The organism is Priestia sp. TRN 1309, from assembly GCF_050846875.1.
In the GTDB taxonomy this organism is placed as follows: domain Bacteria; phylum Bacillota; class Bacilli; order Bacillales; family Bacillaceae_H; genus Priestia; species Priestia zanthoxyli.
This window is the reverse complement of sequence record NZ_JBOZGM010000001.1, coordinates 687,384-701,842: the sequence shown is the minus strand read 5'-3', so window position 1 is coordinate 701,842 and position 14,459 is coordinate 687,384. Positions and strand designations below refer to the sequence as shown.

General features: G+C 39.7%; 17 protein-coding genes. 6 read left to right on the top strand and 11 right to left on the bottom strand.

Annotation, left to right across the window (positions count from 1 at the left end; translation table 11 throughout):
- Window positions 1-3: 3 nt before the first annotated feature.
- A complete protein-coding gene (locus ACRPLQ_RS03635) occupies window positions 4-1,614 on the bottom strand; it encodes a putative polysaccharide biosynthesis protein (protein ID WP_340843623.1) in 1,611 nt (536 codons plus the stop codon).
- Window positions 1,615-1,946: 332 nt separating this feature from the next.
- Here ACRPLQ_RS03635 and ACRPLQ_RS03630 point away from each other — a divergent pair, with 332 nt between their 5' ends.
- Window positions 1,947-2,531 (top strand): YjgB family protein, encoded by a 585-nt coding sequence (locus tag ACRPLQ_RS03630; protein ID WP_340843624.1) that lies wholly within the window; start codon window positions 1,947-1,949, stop codon window positions 2,529-2,531.
- 27 nt (window positions 2,532-2,558) lie between these two features.
- Here ACRPLQ_RS03630 and ACRPLQ_RS03625 read toward each other — a convergent pair whose 3' ends face one another.
- The 3 genes from ACRPLQ_RS03625 to ACRPLQ_RS03615 all read right to left on the bottom strand — a co-directional run bounded on the left by ACRPLQ_RS03625 (window position 2,559) and on the right by ACRPLQ_RS03615 (window position 5,286).
- Window positions 2,559-3,401 (bottom strand): GNAT family N-acetyltransferase, encoded by an 843-nt coding sequence (locus tag ACRPLQ_RS03625; RefSeq protein WP_340843625.1) that lies wholly within the window; start codon window positions 3,399-3,401, stop codon window positions 2,559-2,561.
- Window positions 3,398-4,063 carry a cyclase family protein gene (locus tag ACRPLQ_RS03620; protein ID WP_340843626.1) on the bottom strand — a complete coding sequence of 222 codons (666 nt, stop codon included), beginning with the start codon at window positions 4,061-4,063 and terminating at the stop codon, window positions 3,398-3,400. Before ACRPLQ_RS03620 ends, ACRPLQ_RS03625 begins: the two co-directional genes overlap by 4 nt.
- A 95-nt stretch (window positions 4,064-4,158) precedes the next feature.
- Window positions 4,159-5,286 carry a 2-methylaconitate cis-trans isomerase PrpF family protein gene (locus ACRPLQ_RS03615; protein WP_063247156.1) on the bottom strand — a complete coding sequence of 376 codons (1,128 nt, stop codon included), beginning with the start codon at window positions 5,284-5,286 and terminating at the stop codon, window positions 4,159-4,161.
- Window positions 5,287-5,470: 184 nt separating this feature from the next.
- Here ACRPLQ_RS03615 and ACRPLQ_RS03610 point away from each other — a divergent pair, with 184 nt between their 5' ends.
- The 3 genes from ACRPLQ_RS03610 (at window position 5,471) to ACRPLQ_RS03600 (ending at window position 8,174) form a co-directional block, all read left to right on the top strand.
- A complete protein-coding gene (locus ACRPLQ_RS03610) occupies window positions 5,471-6,331 on the top strand; it encodes a LysR family transcriptional regulator (protein ID WP_071271746.1) in 861 nt (286 codons plus the stop codon).
- A 297-nt stretch (window positions 6,332-6,628) separates the two neighbouring features.
- Complete coding sequence (locus tag ACRPLQ_RS03605) at window positions 6,629-7,945, top strand: CitMHS family transporter (RefSeq protein WP_034267599.1); 1,317 nt, start codon at window positions 6,629-6,631, stop codon at window positions 7,943-7,945.
- Window positions 7,946-8,012: 67 nt separating this feature from the next.
- On the top strand, window positions 8,013-8,174 hold the full coding sequence (locus tag ACRPLQ_RS03600) for a hypothetical protein (RefSeq protein ID WP_165636182.1): 162 nt from the start codon (window positions 8,013-8,015) through the stop codon (window positions 8,172-8,174).
- Between the two features lie 104 nt (window positions 8,175-8,278).
- Here the strand turns inward: ACRPLQ_RS03600 and ACRPLQ_RS03595 are convergent, their stop codons facing one another.
- Window positions 8,279-8,956, bottom strand: a complete 678-nt coding sequence (locus tag ACRPLQ_RS03595; protein ID WP_432235675.1) for a hypothetical protein — start codon at window positions 8,954-8,956, stop codon at window positions 8,279-8,281.
- 148 nt (window positions 8,957-9,104) lie between these two features.
- A complete protein-coding gene (locus ACRPLQ_RS03590; RefSeq protein WP_028414939.1) occupies window positions 9,105-9,557 on the bottom strand; it encodes a hypothetical protein in 453 nt (150 codons plus the stop codon).
- Window positions 9,558-9,757: 200 nt separating this feature from the next.
- On the opposite strand from ACRPLQ_RS03590, the gene ACRPLQ_RS03585 reads away from it, so the two are divergent.
- Window positions 9,758-10,000 carry a hypothetical protein gene (locus tag ACRPLQ_RS03585; RefSeq protein ID WP_432235674.1) on the top strand — a complete coding sequence of 81 codons (243 nt, stop codon included), beginning with the start codon at window positions 9,758-9,760 and terminating at the stop codon, window positions 9,998-10,000.
- Window positions 10,001-10,034: 34 nt separating this feature from the next.
- Here ACRPLQ_RS03585 and ACRPLQ_RS03580 read toward each other — a convergent pair whose 3' ends face one another.
- The 4 genes from ACRPLQ_RS03580 to ACRPLQ_RS03565 form a co-directional block, all read right to left on the bottom strand.
- Window positions 10,035-10,223, bottom strand: coding sequence for a hypothetical protein (locus tag ACRPLQ_RS03580; protein WP_432235845.1), 189 nt, complete (start codon window positions 10,221-10,223; stop codon window positions 10,035-10,037).
- Window positions 10,224-10,362: 139 nt separating this feature from the next.
- Complete coding sequence (locus tag ACRPLQ_RS03575) at window positions 10,363-11,007, bottom strand: Bax inhibitor-1/YccA family protein (protein WP_028409806.1); 645 nt, start codon at window positions 11,005-11,007, stop codon at window positions 10,363-10,365.
- Window positions 11,008-11,152: 145 nt separating this feature from the next.
- A complete protein-coding gene (gene clpP / locus ACRPLQ_RS03570; protein WP_034271305.1) occupies window positions 11,153-11,734 on the bottom strand; it encodes an ATP-dependent Clp endopeptidase proteolytic subunit ClpP in 582 nt (193 codons plus the stop codon).
- 29 nt (window positions 11,735-11,763) lie between these two features.
- Window positions 11,764-12,429 (bottom strand): sigma-70 family RNA polymerase sigma factor, encoded by a 666-nt coding sequence (locus ACRPLQ_RS03565; protein ID WP_033579985.1) that lies wholly within the window; start codon window positions 12,427-12,429, stop codon window positions 11,764-11,766.
- Between the two features lie 161 nt (window positions 12,430-12,590).
- Here ACRPLQ_RS03565 and ACRPLQ_RS03560 point away from each other — a divergent pair, with 161 nt between their 5' ends.
- Complete coding sequence (locus ACRPLQ_RS03560; RefSeq protein WP_034271303.1) at window positions 12,591-13,130, top strand: DUF2199 domain-containing protein; 540 nt, start codon at window positions 12,591-12,593, stop codon at window positions 13,128-13,130.
- A 39-nt stretch (window positions 13,131-13,169) separates the two neighbouring features.
- On the opposite strand, the gene ACRPLQ_RS03555 is transcribed toward ACRPLQ_RS03560, so the two are convergent.
- A complete protein-coding gene (locus ACRPLQ_RS03555) occupies window positions 13,170-14,420 on the bottom strand; it encodes a C40 family peptidase (RefSeq protein ID WP_432235673.1) in 1,251 nt (416 codons plus the stop codon).
- Between the last annotated feature and the right edge of the window lie 39 nt (window positions 14,421-14,459).

Sequence of the window (14,459 nt, the reverse complement as noted above, 5' to 3'; positions counted from 1 at the left end):
CCTTTACATTCTTTTTCTTCTATTTAACACAACAGATTGCCCTAAACTTGTTTTGACGCCAAGCCCTAGATACACAGCAGCACCTAAAGCTATTGAAATACAAGACGTGCTAATCGCAAGTGAAGATGCAGACAGCTTATTTTCTAGAAAATAGTGAGAAGCATAATTGCCAATAAGCACAGCGGCTGACATCACACTTACTAATAAAACAGGCGTCAACGCGGCTTTTCCTAGTGATTGAACTCGGTAAGAAATGGATTTTTCAATTAAATAAAAGTTATAGATAACCGATACACCATATCCTCCGTACGTCGCGACAACAGGTCCAATTTCTTTTAAGCTTGAAACCAACAGTACGTTTAATACTATCTTCATAACAATACCTAAGCCCAAGCCAAAAATTAATTTTTTTTGCTGATTAATTCCTTGAAGAATCGCGGCTGTTACGGTAAAAAGAGCAAATAAAATGGCAGCAGGCGCATACCATTGTAAAACAACTCCACCGATTTCAGGACTGTTTTTCGCTCCAAAGATCATCATATATACCGGCTTACCCAATAAACAAAGCCCCACCGCAGAAGGAAGAGTAAAAAACAACAGCAGCTGCAGCGTTTTTGTAATCTTTCCTTTTACTTCTCGTAAATTTCCTTGCACAAAAGAAGATGTAATACCTGGAATCAGCGACATGCTGAAGGCAGTCGCTAGCGATACCGGCACCATTACTAAAATTTGCGCTAACCCAATGACAGAGTTGATTGTTTCGGCTTTAGCTTGTCCATACCCTATTGATTGAAAAAGCATGTTAATCGTAAACGTATCAATATTTTGATAGATTGGAATAGCTAAACCAACTAATACAAACGGAACAGCGTACGTCACAAGCTCTTTGAACATTAAAGAGAACGGAACAGATTTATTATTCTTTCCGCTGTTCACTTCCTTCATAATCAGCCGCTTGCGCTTTAGATACGTCGCACCGAGAATCCCTATTCCCCCTACGCCTCCAATAAACGCTCCAAACGTACCAATTCCAACAGCTTTTGTCATCGTGCTATGAAAGAGATGAATAACAGCGTATGCTCCTGCTAAAATAAACAGTACACGCACTATTTGTTCAATAATTGTACTCAGCGCGGATGGTCCCATGGACTGGTTACCTTGAAAGTAGCCTCGTAATAGACTCATAGGCGGGATAATAATTAAAGCAAAGCTCACCATTCGAATCACGTATACCACGTCTTTTTGACTATTTCCTGAGGAATCTTTTCCGTTAATCACTAGCTCAGCGAGCAAAGGCGCCATTGTATAGAGGACTAAAAATCCTATTATGCCTGTTATCGTCATTAATAGAAGGCCTGCTTTTAATAGATCTTGCCCTGCCCTGTAGTTTCCAAGCCCGTTATATTTCGATACATACTTCGAAACAGCAAGCGGAAGACCCATTGTCGATAAGCTTAGCATCAAGGTATATGGACCGTATGCATACTTATAAAGCGCGTAACCTGACGTTCCGACTAGCGCTGTAAACGGAATAATATAAATAAAACCCAAAATCTTTGTTAGCAAAGAAGACGCTGTTAACAAAAGCGTACCTCTCATCAAATTTTTTTCCATACATCAAAACTCCAGCAATAAATATTATATTTTTAACAAATACTTGATTTATTGTATCATACTTACAGTTATTATCTAGTTTTTTATAAAGACTTAGAACCCTCCCTATATTACGTTTTTTTACATAATAAAGGAATAAAAACAAATCTTTTAACCTATGATAAATGAATCGTTTTTTGCTTTTCACCTTACCTGACGTTTATATTCTGAAAGGCGTGTTACATTATATATATCAGTTACCAACTCAACTAAGACTCCTTGACCATTCTGGCCTACCTTCTCTTTTAGGTAGACTGAGATTGCTAAATCGTTATATATAGGAGGAAAAAATCATGAAAATGAAACAACGACTATCAAAAGCGGCTGCTGCTGCGACGATTACAGGAATTGCTGCGTTTGGATTTGCTCCTGTCGCTCAGCTTGATACACCAGCACATGCAGCTACATCTCAAGAAACAAGCAGTCAAAGTCAAACAGCTGTAAAGAACATTAACGAAATTTATAATGCGGCGGTGCAAGGTGAAGTGCCGCGATTAACAGCAGACTTAAAAATTGGCAAAAGCCTGCGTCAAGATGTTCGAGATCAGTTCGGTCCTCCGCCTGAAGGTTCATCAAATAACTTTGACTACTATCATGCGGAAATGGGTCACCCTGGATATGCATTTGGTTATGACCAAAATAATGTCATTAACGAAATCCGCTATTTTGGTACAAATGTAGAGCGTCAAACAAATTTAGGGTCCATCACGCAAGCTAACTTAAAGAAAGAATTAGGTCAGCCAAACTTTACAAGCAAAGTAAAAGGTGATGGTGCGACTCAAACGAGATACACGTATCACGCCGGCGCCTATGATCTTGAATTTATTTTTGATGATAGCAAAACGTTAAATCACGTTAATTTAGTTAAAAAACCTTAAGTAATAGAAAAAGTAGCAGACAGCCTGCTACTTTTTTTCATGAAATAAAACTAATGCTGAATCAGCTACGTGTTCATACCCAATCTCCATGTAAATCTTGTTAGACGTAGGGTTTGTCGTGTCCGTGTATAGACTTGTTGTTTGAAAACCGCTGTCTAGCATAAGCTGAGAAAGCGTGGACACACAGCTTGATGCATAGCCTTTTTTACGTTCTTCCCGCGGCGTATACACAAAGTTAATCGTAACGTTGTGGGTTGTCGGACGCGTAGCATTAGCAATGGACACATACTTGCCGTTTACTTCCCATAAAAATAGCCGTTCTGCTTTAATAAAAGCTTCTCCTGTTTTGACAGCTTGTTCTTTTGATACAGGCTCTCCAATGACGCCCATAAACTCCCAAATCCATTCCGTCACGAGCGGAAGATGCTCCAACTTTGCTTTTATCAGAACTCCGTCAGCGTCCGCAGCTTTTTTCACTTTGTCTAACCGGTAAATACGTTGATCCATTTTTAACGAAGCTTCTTGATTTTTTAGCGCTGCTAGTTTTTGAGAAAGATATAAAACCGTTTGCCTTTCTCCAACTAAGCCCGGTACGGCGGTTTCTTGTAACAGCTCCGCTACTTCGTTCAGCTCATCATCCGTTAGCTTCTGTATTTGAGACAGGATGATTTGCTGAGGATGGGTTTGCAGTAACACAAGCGCAGCACGGCTGTCTTTTAAAATAACACCCATAAAATTTGGTTTGCTGTTTTCCTGCAAGCTTTGTAAAATGCCAAGCGCTAAGTTGTGAAGAACTTCATTTTTCTCTAAAAACGGCTCGACTTGGTTTTTAAATTCCTGCACTTCCCTGTATCTATGTAATTGGATCATGTTCTTTCTACCTCCGCAAATGCTCTTACCGGAAATGTTCCGGCTCCTTTTATTTTAGGAGGCACGGCGTAAAATAAAAAGGACTCCGTTAGTTGATCTAAGCGACATAAGTGTTCAGCAATCACAATGTCCGCTCCTAACAGCAGCGTATGAGCTGGTCTTGCTTTTCCTTTTGTGTCGTCAATATTCATCGAATCAATTCCGACAAGAGCGGGCTGTTGAGATACTAAATAAGCCGCCGCGCTTTCTGTTAAGTATGGATGGTTTTCTAGATAATCGTCTGTATTCCAGTAGCGATCCCATCCCGTATGAATTAATATCGCTTTGCCTTTTACGTCTATATGCTGAAAATGAGATTCATCAATAGCCGTTAAAGTCGGGTCGACTGAAACTACTATTCCTTCCAGTCCGGCTGTTTTATCAATAGCCGTTTGAGCCAAATCTGCTCCGTTTTTATATCTGTGAAACGGCACGTCAATATACGTACCGGTATTCGTGACCATTTCAATTTTACCGATTTGAAATTCAGTCCCTGGTTCATACAGCTTTTTAGACTCTTCTCGGCTTAAATAGTCGCAAATAATCGGTGCCGGCAAGCCTTTATGCGTGATAACTCCGTCTTCAATGACGTGGCTTAAATCAATATACGTTCTTTTTTTCATACTACCACCAACTTTTTTCAATATTTAGTAAAAATATTCTAACACAAAAAAACTCTTCCTAGTTTCCTAGAAAGAGTTTTTTTTAGAGAACGTTATTAACTTGATAAACATACATCGTACGCGTGCTTTGTATAAACAAATCCTTCAAAAATAAGACGGGCCGTACGCACTACTTTGATTCCATTAACCTGTCCTTCTTTTAGATCTACACTGGTTTCCATAATTCCCATTGGATGAGCAAGTCGAACCGTATCGCCTTTTAGTTGAACCATTTCTGACAGAAGCGTGCCTTTTGTATAGATAGCCGCCGTTGTACAAATTGCTCCTGTAATCGCAAGCGTTTGATGCGGTTTTTGCATCGACATCATGCGAATTAATACGTCCATTTGAGAAGCAGCTTTTTCTCTGCCAGTCCCGTCGCGGTGGTCCATTGGAGGAGCAATAATCGTCATTTTTGGAACCGCTGGTGATAGTTTAGTTGCTTTGTCTTGAGGTGCGAGCCCCGCTTTTTCCGCTGCAATGGAGCGAATTTCTTCAAATAGCTTCAGCTGTTTGTCCGTGTATTCATGTGGAAGTTCTGTTCCTTTTAGGCCAATATCCGCTGCTTTAACAAATACAAGCGGATTTCCTACATCAACAATTGATGCTTTTACTGTTCCGATAGATGTTTGCAGAAGATCAATAGCGTTCCCGGTCGGAAGCAGTTTTCCGGTAACGGCTCCTTCTCCGTTTTCAAACGAAAGATAAATAGGTGAACCCGTACCTGGCACTCCAGGAATCATACATTCTCCTTCTGTTTTCACTTTCCCGTTTTCTACTTCTACTTCCGCTACGATTACTTTTTTAGTATTCGTATTATAAATCCGCACTTTGGTCACCGGTTCCACAGCTTGTACAAGTCCTTGTTCAATTGCGTAAGGTCCCACTGCTGAGGAGATATTGCCGCAGTTTCCTTTAAAATCAACGAGAGATTCGCTGATGCTGACCTGCGCAAACGTGTAATCTACGTCAGCTTCTTCTAAATCTGATTTTTTAATAATCGCAATTTTACTTGTCAGCGAATTAGCTCCGCCTAACCCGTCAATTTGACGTTGATCCGGACTTCCCATTATATCTAGCAAAAACGGTTCCCAATCCGATTTGTTCACAGGCATTTCTTCATGATTGATAAAGACCCCTTTACTCGTTCCACCTCTCATAACCGTTACAGGAATACGCGTCATCTTAATCACCTTTCTCCCCTACTAACAAACGCCGAGGCGTTCATCAAACCATTTTATTTTTTTACTATTTAGAACCGGTTCATTTGCCATTTATCGTATAATAGAGGTGGTCATAAGTAAAATACATAAAATTTATTGTCTTTTTAAAAATTTTTTTATAATCTAAATACAAGGGGGAATTGGGATGGATCAAAAAGATTGGATATTAATTAAAACGCTTCACGAAGAAAAGAACATTACGCGAACGGCTGAGAGGCTCTACGTATCGCAGCCTTCTTTAAGCTACCGGCTTAAAAATCTTGAAGAAGAATTTGGCGTAACGCTTTTTTTCAAAACGAAAAAAGGAATTGAGTTTACATCTGAAGGTGAGCATCTTGTTCGCTATGCGGAAGATATGTGGAAGCAGCTGCAAGAAACAAAAGACAGCATGCGTAATATGAGCGAAACCGTTACGGGAACGCTTCGCCTAGGGGTATCGAGTAACTTCGCACAGCATAAGCTCCCAAAAATTTTAAAACAGTTTTCTCTTCACTATCCAAATGTACAGTTCAGCGTAAATACAGGGTGGAGTACGCAAGTTATGAATCTATTAGACTCTTCGCGTGTTCATGTTGGTATTTTGCGAGGCAATTATCCGTGGAACGGAGAAAAATCACTGCTGACAAAAGAGCGGCTTTGCTTAATTTCAAAAAAAGAAATTGCGATCGATGACTTGCCGAACCTGCCTTATATTAACTATAAAACCGATACGTCGCTAAAAGATCTCATTCAAGACTGGTGGCATGACAAGTTTTCAGAGCCTCCGTTTGTGGCAATGGAAGTTGACCGGCAAGAAACAGCTAAAGAAATGGTTAAAAATGATTTAGGCTTTGCAATTTTGCCTGAAATTTGTCTTCACTCCAGCGACAATTTATATACATACGGACTTTCATACCGAGATGAATCACCTTTGCTTCGAAACACTTGGCTCATGTATGATCCTTCTTATTTGAATCTAGCGGTCGTGAAAGCATTTATTGATTTTTTAAAGCTAAGTGAAAAATAAAGCAAAAAGCAAAAAAGTTTGGGTCTTGGAAGAAACTTTCTTTTAGACCAAGCTTTTTTCTAGACTATCATTATAAAATTTTTTTATGAACTTTCTAAAAAAACCTATATTTCCTTTATTTTTCAAAATGTACTAACATGAAAACAAGAAACATCAGCGGGGGTAAAGAGCGGATTTAAAAATTCTTAATAATCAAACTACAACTCATACATGGGGATGAGAGATGTTAGTCACGTTTTTTTACTCTAAAAGTAAACGCTTTCAAAGAAAAGAGGGAAAATAAAGGAGGTTGTTTGAATGCTAGCACTACTAGGTTTTACAATGATTATTGTCTTTACGTATCTCATTATGTCAAAAAGGATGTCTCCTATCGTAGCTTTAATGGTCATTCCACTTCTTTTTGCCGTGATTGGAGGATTTGGCAAAGGCGTCGGAGACATGATGCTAGAAGGGTTAAAACAAGTAGCTCCGTCAGCTGCGATGCTGCTGTTTGCCATTTTATACTTCGGCGTTATGATTGATGCCGGCCTGTTTGATCCATTAATTAAGCAGCTGTTAAAAATCGTAAAAGGCGATCCGCTCAAAATCGTGATTGGAACCGCTCTTCTATCGCTTTTAGTTGCACTAGACGGAGACGGTACAACTACTTATATGATTACGGTTTCTGCTCTTCTTCCACTGTATAAACGTCTGAATATGAGCCCGTTAGTGTTAACGACGGTTGCGATGCTTTCTCTTAGTATTATGAGCAGCATGACACCTTGGGGAGGCCCGGCTACTCGTGCGATTGTCGCCCTTCACCTCGATGCATCAGAGTTCTTTATTCCACTTCTTCCAACGTTAATTGGCGGAGCTTTGTGGGTGATTTTTACAGGCTATATTCTTGGAAAAAAAGAGCGCAGACGACTTGGTGCTATTGACATCGAGCAGTTTGAATTAAAAAGCTCGCTTGCTTTTGCTGAAGACGCGTCTTTAACTTCTCAAGAAGATATTACGCAGCCTAAAAAAATCTGGATTAACTTAGCTTTAACCATTGCACTTATGGTCGTATTAGTTTCTGGTATTTGGTCCGTTTCTGTTTTATTTATGATTGGTTTTGCGCTTGCTCTTATGATTAACTATCCAAAACTTGAGGATCAAAAAGAACGTTTAATGGCTCATGCAGGCAACGCGTTAACCGTTGCAGCCCTTGTCTTTGCAGCCGGTATTTTTACAGGAATACTCTCCGGCACTAAAATGGTGGACGAAATGGCAAGCCTGTTAATTCATTTAGTTCCTGATTCACTCGGTTCGTTTTTACCAACAATCGTTGCTTTAACAAGCATGCCGTTTACATTTGTGATGAGTAACGACGCCTATTACTTTGGTGTTTTACCAATCTTCGCTGAAACTGCTGCTTCTTACGGAATTGATCCAATGGAAATTGCGCGAGCTTCAGTACTCGGACAACCTGTTCATCTATTAAGTCCACTCGTTGCCTCTACTTTCTTACTTGTAGGTATGGTAGGTGTTGATCTTGGTGAACATCAGCGCTTTGCATTTAAATGGGCCGTTTTAACGTCTCTTGTTCTCATTGTCCTTGCTATTGTCACAGGCGCACTTACGCTATTTTAATAGGGAATAAAAGCTGCTATAGCTTTTTATTAATAAATTTTACATGATAGGTGGAGGTACTTCTAAAATGTATGTGATTACATGTTATGTCAGAAAAGATGAAATAAAAATGTATGAGTTTGATAGTAAAGAAGAAGCGCTTTCTCAGCTCAAAAAGCTGAAAGGCTGCAGTATTCTTTCAGAAGTTGCTTACTTTAATGATTCATCGGTCATTCCGATAGCTATTTAATTATGCACCACTCAACCCTATAGGTACAAATTTGATAAGCTTCCTTTCGCTCAAAAGGAAGCTTCTTTTTTATGTTCTTCTCAAGCTCCGGCCCTTTTCTCTCATCAACGTTTTGTTACGTCTGGTTCGTTTTGTTTTCTTGCTTCAATCATATGAATAATTCGATTGGTATGTGGAGTTAGCACTGCGCACTTTTGATAAAAGGCTCCGTCTACAACAAGCAGCTCTTCGTCCATCCCGCAAAACTTGCAGCGGAGCTCTTGTGGTCCTGCGTATGAGGTGTGATAAACACTATCATTAAAGATGGTATAAAAAGTATTTCGTTGCTGCGCGTCGTAAAAGCCATATTCTTTATTACTGTCATCACGGTAGTTAACTCCATAGTTCCGTTCAAATTCTTCTTGAGTAAACCCATCCTGCAAAAGTTCATTTTGTACTAGTTCTCTTAAACAATCCTCTATTTCTTCATCGTTAAATGAACAATTATGCGCGTAAACATCCAGTTCTTCAGTGCTGTTCTCTTTTACCATCACTTCACTGCCGCAAATCTTACAGGGGTGTTTAGGACGCTGTTGATTAAAGTAAGAGAGAGTTTGTACTTTTTCCACTGCTATTTCATCGCTCACCTTTTTAAATTTAATCATCACATTTTCTGTTTGACTAACGTTTTCGTTATACAACATCACTTCATATTCATCTATATTCTTTCCGTTTTCTTTTCGACTCGAATGCTCCATTACTTCATACGAAGAAATGGTAAAAAACTCGTTAAAATTCACCACTAGCATGCATCCTTCCAAAAAATTTGCGTTCTCTATGTACCTGCTCTATACTACCATTTTTTCAAAGGCTCGCACCACTAAACGAACTTCTTTTAAATTCATGCATGTATAGCAGTTCACTATAACTCCCAAATATCCGATCAGTTCGCTATTTCACATTCACATCAAATAAATAAGTTGCCTTTCCATGAGGCCATTTACCCGATACTTCGTAAAGATAGTAACCGCTCTTTGAAGACACTTCAATATGATTATCCGTTATTTTAATTTTTTCTTTTTGATTATTTTTGTTTAGTTGGTAAATTGTAAGTTTTGGATTGTTTTTTAGTAGAATTGTAACTTTGGTATCTTTCTCTAGCGTGAGGTCATCAAATTCTTTAGCAACCTCTTTTGGTGAGTAAGAATCCGTTTTGGTTATGTGCGCACCATCGTCACCGTTCCATTCATATTCTCCTACTCGCATTTCATACTCTTTGTCATTAACCACAATGCTTCCTGACACTGGAACTTGTTCATCATTAGGTGTAGATACATTGACCTTTTCTTGGTTGCAACCAACTAGTAAGAAAAAGAATAACGATGTAAGAACTACTTTATTCATACTTCCCCTCCTCTTAAGACTCGCTCTTCTCCTCATCTTATTTTTCATCACAAATATATAATACCAAAAATATCCATAAGAGAAACCATGAAAAATCGTCACAATTATGATTTACATCAATCTGTTTGGTTACAACGTCTTATGCATATTCTTTTACTATGCGTCATACGTAACACTAACCCTTTTATAAGGAGGATTCCATGAATACGTATGTAATCATCAGTATTGGCGTTGTTGCCAGCGCATTTTTATTTCGTAAATACCGAAAGCAAGTCGTTGAAATATATACAATCAGTGAATTTATTCATGCTAAAAACGGCGCGGTCGCTACAGGCTCCACGTGGCTTGAAAAGTTTTTGAAAGAACTTTACGCTACCGGACCAAACTATGAAAAAACAGAGGATGACGTTAGCGAGGATGGAGATGGGGATGGCGGAGAATAACTAAAACAAAAAAAGAGATTGTGATATAACTACATCAATCCCATCTAAAGATCAACAGATTGGATACATGAGGTGGACTGCTTATTATACCGCTGTTGATTTCCGTGCAAGGCTTCGCTTTCCGCGGGCGGCCGCTGAGCCTCCTCGTCGCTTCCGCTCCTGCGGGCGGGGTCTCACCTATTCCACTTCTCCCGCAGGAGTCTCCGCCTTGCCCTCCAATCAACAGCTAGAAGCATCTAAATGGATGACACCTACGCTCATCCTACCAATAAAAAATCCGAACGAAGTTGATTCTCCATCAAGAATCTTCACCGTTCGGATCGCCCTTCAGTTAGAACACTTTTGTCCCAGCCTATTTCTTATTAATCATCGCTGCCTAAAATACCAAAAAAGCGAAGCAAGTTGATGAATAGATTAATAAAGTCTAAATAAAGAGATAGTGCCAGCAGTGGAACAAGCTCTTCTGTAATTTCACCATGCTTCATTTTGTTAAAATCATATAGTACGTAAAGTGAGAAAACGATGGTACCAATCACTGAGAATGCCATGAGTCCAGGCGTTGTTAAGGGACTAAACAGCGAGAAAATACTGATGCACACTAATGCTAACAGCGCCACTAATAAAAAGCTGCCTAAAAACCCTAGATCTTTTTTCGTTTTTGCGCCAATTACACCCATCACCGTAAAAATAACGAACGTGCTTCCAAACGCATAAAGAACGACTTGCGCTCCCGCTACTGATGCATAGTAGCTGACAATCGGAAACAGCGTGATGCCTGATATAAATGAAAAAGCATATGTAAAGCCATATCCTACGCTTTTTTTCTTTCGTAACATAAATGCGGCAACCAGCATCACAAGTTCAGCAATCGCTAATGGAAGGAAATAAGCCGGCGGCACATATTGACCTACATATAAGCCAACTGTTGAAATAAATAACGAAAAAATAAATGTGACTAATACTTTTTGAAACAGAGACCGCTGCTCTACTCCAATCACTTCTTGCATGTGTAAAACCTTCTTTCTAAAATCTGTTATATTTTATATAATACCTACCTTTTAAAGAAAAATAAAGATAATACTAAGGTCTTTTTTCTTATTTCTATAGACAAGCAAGCATAGACGCTGCCGTCTATGCTTCCTTATCACCTCTTTATTTCGGCAACAGAATACCATCAATAATTCCGTAAGTCATTGCTTCTTCAGCGCTCATGAAATAATCTCGTTCCGTATCGTTTGCCACTTTTTCAACCGGCTGCCCCGTTCGTGTTGATATGATTTCATTAATATGCTGCTTCAATTTTAAAATCCGCCGGGCGCTAATTTCAATTTCAGTCGCCTGCCCTCTAGCTCCTCCTAGAGGCTGATGAATCATAACTTCACTATTTGGAAGCGCATAGCGCTTTCCTTTTGCTCCTGCTAGGAGAAGCAGTGCGCCAAAAGAAGCGGCCATGCCCGTGCAAATCGTTTGAACGTCCGGCTCGATGTACTGCATCGTATCATAAATCGCAAACCCTGCTGAAGTCGAACCTCCGGGGCTGTTAATATACAGTGAAATATCTTTTTTAGGATCATCTGCCGCAAGAAATAAGAGCTGCGCGACCACGCTGTTAGCAATATGATCATTGATTTCATCACCAATTAAAATAATTCGGTCTTTTAACAGCCTTGAATAAATATCATACGAACGTTCACCGCGGTTACTTTGTTCAATTACATATGGAATGGTACTCATATATATCCTCCCTATCACACGTAATATGGCTATGCAGCCATGCAGAGAGTGCATGTCGGAGTATACGTCGGTTTTTGGATGATGCTTTTTAAGGAAGGTAAAGCTTGAATCAAAAGAGCTGGATCCTGCGATTCTAACGTTTTGTAAAACAGCTCTGACAGCTTTTTGCGTTCTTGTTCATTCCAAAAAGAATCTGTAGAAAACGGCTCACTGTCTTTTTCTAACCGCTGCTTAGCACGATGTAAATTGCTTTTTACCGCTGTTTCTGACGTTTGTAAAATCGAAGCGATCTCTTTCAGCTGATAGCGAAAGCCTTCTTTTAAGAAAAAGATAACCGCTTGCTTCGGCGTAAATTGACTAAGCAGCAGTTCGACCGAGTGTCCCTTACTATCAAACGCATGCTTATCGGCTTGTTGTTCCAAAGCTTTTTCTTCGACTATTCCTTCACGCTTTCGTTTTCGCAGCAGGTCAATCCAGTGGTGGTACGCAATTTTATTTAACAGCGCAGAAGACAAATTGTGCTCTTCGCCTTTATATCGCTGAGCTTTTAAAAACGTTTCTTGCGCGATATCATCTCCGTCCCACACATTTTGTGCTAAAAAGCGGCAGTACTGCTGCAGTTTTGGGTAATGCTCGTTCCAGCAAGCCTCATCAAAGCTTTCTGTTTGTTTTTCAATTTTTTTTGAATGTGACATGGTTTTCACTCCTTTTGCACTCTCTATTTACTAAACGATTAAAGGAAGTTCAAAAGATACGGGGAATCAAACTTTTTTATACATTATACGCTTAAGCAGCCATTTTTTTGTATTATTTGTATTATAATGAAGATACTTTTATCTGAGGAGTCTAAAATGATATGCGAAGAAGACGATTATACGGCAAAAAGAAAACGAACAAACTTCACTATAAAGACTTAACCTGTGAACACCCTCCGCCCGCTTTGCCTATGAGTTATACAAGTGAAGCTCCTTTTTACTATTATGAGGCGTCAGAAGATGAAAAACAAAACGACTTTGAACTATATTCAGAGATTTGCATCATGAATCAAGAACATTTTTTCGTCAGAGGCTGCGTTGAAATTCCCGTTCTTAATGAAGAAGACCCTTTCATTTGGAACATTTGGGTTTCTTTAAGCGAAGAAAATTTTCATCGAATGATAAATTTATGGGAAAGTGACGAAAGAGAACATGAACCGCCTTATTTCGGCTGGTTTTCAGTTTCAATTCCAGGCTATCCTGAAACGTTAAATTTAAAAACAAATGTGCATACAAGACCTGTTGGAACGAGACCTCTCATTGAATTAGAACCAACCGATCATCCTTTAGCCATCGAGCAGCGGGAAGGGATAACGCTAGAGCGAATCAAAGATATACAAAAACAATTGGCTACCTATTAAAAAACCAAGACAGCCCCAGACTGTCTTAGTTTTTTACCTTTATGGCATGCGCTTTGCTCCGTAGTATTTAGGCGCCCAGTAGCTGTCTACTTTATAGTTTGTAATTTTCACGCCCTCAGATGTGGATACGTGAACGACATAGTCATTTCCAATATAGATAGATGGAATAAGTGAACTTCCTTCAAAAAAGACGAGATCTCCCGGCTTCAAGTCAGATTGTGAAATGGTTTCTCCTGCTTCCCACTGCTGACTTGCATAGCGCGGAATGTCTTTTCCAGCTGCTTCTTTATAAATGTATTGAACAAAACCAGCTGTATCAAAGCCTGTAGAAGGACTTGTCCCACCTTGTGCGTAAGGTACTTCTCCTACATATTTAAGAGATTCCGTCACAAATGGATTGTCTTTTGACAGCGATAAGCCATCGTAGCGCCTTGCTCCGGCGTACTTAGACGTCCAGTAGCTGCTTGTTAGGTAATCAACCGTCACATTTTCGCTGCGCTTGGCGTGAATAAACTGATTGCCGCCTGCGTAAATGCCTACGTGTGAAATCCCTTCACGATACGTGTCTTTAAAAAAGATAACGTCTCCTGGCTTTAAATCTGCCCGTGCAACTTCTTCTCCAACTTGCCACTGCTGATCGGTTGATCGCGGAAGGTAGACGTCCGATGCATGTTGAAATACATAGGCAACAAATGCGGAACAGTCAAAACCATCTGTTGGCGACTCGCCTCCAAATACATATGGCGTGCCGAGATGTTTTAATGCTTCTGCAATGACTTCATTATCTTTTGCAATTTCCGGTGCTCCTGTAATGCGCTTTGCTTTGGCGAAATGTGATGACCAATAATCACTGCTTGAAATGTTTTTCACCACGACTTTTCCGTCTGAAGAAGATGCATAAATCATCTCATCGTCTCCGATATAAATAGCGGCTACGTTCACTTCACCGTTTTCATTAGTGTCAAAAAACAATACATCACCCGCTTGCAGCTCGTTTTTATCAACGTCTGTCCCAAGCTCTGACTGTTCTTTCACGGAACGAGGCAGCGTTGTATCCAGCGCTTGCTTAAACACATATTGAACGAAGCCAGAGCTGTCAAACCCTTCGCTTAGCGTCTCTCCTCCAGATGTATAATCGGCTCCTTCATACGTTTTTGCTTTACCAGCAATCACGTTTTCATCTGTAGCAGCCTGTACTTGCACAGCTTTTTCTGTAGGAAAAGCGCCTTCATAAAAAGTGGCAAGACTAAGCCCTAACGCTGTGACCATAAGAGGTTTCATTACTTTCATGTTTGTTCTCCTTTGTTTTTTATTTCATCCAAGAAGTTT